The sequence below is a fragment of the Cellulomonas biazotea genome (assembly GCF_004306155.1).
GTDB classification, from domain to species: Bacteria; Actinomycetota; Actinomycetes; order Actinomycetales; family Cellulomonadaceae; genus Cellulomonas; species Cellulomonas biazotea.
In genome coordinates this window covers 1-2,049 of the sequence record NZ_BIMR01000449.1, presented here as the reverse complement: position 1 = coordinate 2,049, position 2,049 = coordinate 1, and the positions used below count along the sequence as shown (strand labels likewise).

The following is a 2,049-nucleotide window of genomic DNA, read 5'->3' as shown; positions in this document are numbered from 1 at the left end:
CGCTGCTGCTCCCGGGTGCCGAGCCGTTCACGGACGGCTGGCAGATCAAGGAGGAGCTCGACCACCAGGTCGACGCCGTGGTCGACGCGGGCGACGCGGGCACGGAGCCGACGATGGTCGGCGACTGGACCGAGGGCGCACCGGAGGTCGTCCGCGTGGGTGCGGGCGACCCGAGCCGCTTCGCCTGACGCGCCCACGCGGCGCCGAGCCCCGGCGACGCGCCGCTCAGCGGAACGTCGCGGCGTCGACCTCGAGCTCGATGAACGGCTCGGCGCCCGGCGCGTCCAGGTCCCACCCGGCGACGACGCGCGCCGGGACGCGGTAGCCGCCGAGCATCCGGTCACCGGTGCACCGCGCGACGAAGTCGTGCACGGCGAAGCCCGTCCCGTCGGGGTCCCCCCAGCGGGGCACGCGGGCCGAGCGGACCGTCCCCACGGCGTCGACCTCGATCGTCACGACGTGCTCGACACCGTCGACCGTCACCTGCGCGAGGGCGTGCGCGTCGTCGACCGGCTCCCAGCGGACCGACGGCGACAGTGCGGCCCCGGGGTTGAGCACGATCTCCCCGGCGAGGCGTCCCGCGGCGCTCCGGCCGACGTCGGAGCCTCGCGCGGTCACGACCGGCACCACACCGGCGAGCCGCCAGCGCATCTCGCCTGTGCCGTCGCTGTACCGGTCGTAGCCGAGCACGGGAAGGCGCCCGAACCGCGCGACGGCCGCCCAGACGTACCCGGTGCCGGCGGCGATCACCTGGCGCGCCTCGAACGGGCGCCACGCGCCCACACGGATCCGTCCGCTCATCGCCACGACGGCCGTCGACGACGTCGACGCACCTGCGGGCACCGCGCGCGCCAGCCAGCGGCGGACCGGGGCGGGCAGGCCGTCGGTCGGCACCGACGCGAACGGGCCGGGTTCGTGCTGCGGTGCGGCGAGCTGCCGCCACGTCCCGGCGACGGCCCGCGCGTACGCCGGCGGGTGCGTGTCGACGGGCCCCTCGTGCCGGGCGTCCCGGTCGGGTGCCGTCACGTCGCCCTCGTCCCGGTCCACGGTCACGATCGTGCCACCGGCGTCGGGCGTGCGACGGGGGACCTCAGTCGGTCCCGACGGGCTCGACCACCGCGCGCCCGCTCCACACCGCGCCGAACGGCAGCAGCACCCACGGCTGGGACGTCGACGGCGGCAGCACCGCGTGCAGCCACTCCGCGGCGGTCCCGTCCGCCGGTGCGGTGCCCGTCCCGGGGCACGTGGGGCACCCGCAGTAGCAGCCGACGACCGGGATCCCGGGGTCCGCGGACGACCCCGCGACGGATCGCTCCATGTTCGCCTCCTTCGACGTGGCGGCAGGATGGACGGTGGGTGCGCTGCCACGCGAGCCCCGCAGGTCACGATGTGGTCCGATGGGCTGACGACGGGCCCCCACGGGCCGGCGAGGAGGGGTCGACATGGCGGTCGCGCACGTCGGGGTCGTCGGTCCGGCGCTGGCGTCGGACGTGGAGTCGGGGTTCGCGCGGGACGTCGGGCGTGGCCTCGCCGAGCGCGGGCACGTGGTGCTGTGCGGCGGGCTCGGCGGCGTCATGGCCGCGGTCGCGCAGGGCGCGTCGGAGGCCGGCGGGACCGTCGTGGGCCTGCTCCCCGGTGACGACCGAGCCGACGGCAACCGGTGGCTGACCGTGGCGCTCCCGACGGGTCTCGGCGAGGTGCGCAACGCGCTGCTGGTCCGCGCGTGCGACGTCGTCGTGAGCGTCGGCGGGTCCTGGGGCACCCTCAGCGAGGTCGCGCTGGCCGTGCGCACCGGGGTCCCGGTCGTCGCCGTCGCGGGGTGGACGGTGCGCGCGGCGGACGGCCGCGAGCCGGGCCCGCCCCCGCATCCCGACACGACCGCCGACCGGCTGACGGGTGGGTCGCCGGACCGTCCCGCGGTGCACCACGCCCCGGACGCGCGCGCCGCGCTGGAGGCCGTCGACGCGCTCCTCGGGACGCGCCGGTGACGGCGACGGACGCGCACGACGGCGGCGACGGGCCTGACGCCGTCGGTCCGTCCGGCGTCCG

4 protein-coding genes are annotated in these 2,049 nt (G+C 77.7%); 2 read left to right on the top strand and 2 right to left on the bottom strand.

The window, feature by feature from the left end; all coding sequences use genetic code 11:
• A partial coding sequence (locus CBZ_RS20040; protein WP_373862212.1) for an L-threonylcarbamoyladenylate synthase occupies positions 1-188 on the top strand: 188 nt, incomplete at its 5' end.
• A gap of 37 nt (positions 189-225) precedes the next feature.
• Here the strand turns inward: CBZ_RS20040 and CBZ_RS20035 are convergent.
• Positions 226-1,047: a DUF6544 family protein gene (locus CBZ_RS20035; protein ID WP_130783188.1), complete on the bottom strand. Its 822-nt coding sequence runs from the start codon at positions 1,045-1,047 to the stop codon at positions 226-228.
• A gap of 43 nt (positions 1,048-1,090) precedes the next feature.
• A complete protein-coding gene (locus CBZ_RS20030; protein ID WP_130783187.1) occupies positions 1,091-1,318 on the bottom strand; it encodes a hypothetical protein in 228 nt (75 codons plus the stop codon).
• 124 nt (positions 1,319-1,442) lie between these two features.
• Here CBZ_RS20030 and CBZ_RS20025 point away from each other — a divergent pair, with 124 nt between their 5' ends.
• Positions 1,443-1,988, top strand: coding sequence for a TIGR00725 family protein (locus CBZ_RS20025; protein ID WP_130783186.1), 546 nt, complete (start codon positions 1,443-1,445; stop codon positions 1,986-1,988).
• Positions 1,989-2,049 lie beyond the last annotated feature (61 nt).

Coding starts and splice junctions, on each gene's coding strand:
- CBZ_RS20030 (WP_130783187.1), bottom strand. CDS start 1,318: ATGGAGCGATCCGTCGCGGGGTCGTCCGCGGACCCCGGGATCCCGGTC.
- CBZ_RS20025 (WP_130783186.1), top strand. CDS start 1,443: ATGGCGGTCGCGCACGTCGGGGTCGTCGGTCCGGCGCTGGCGTCGGAC.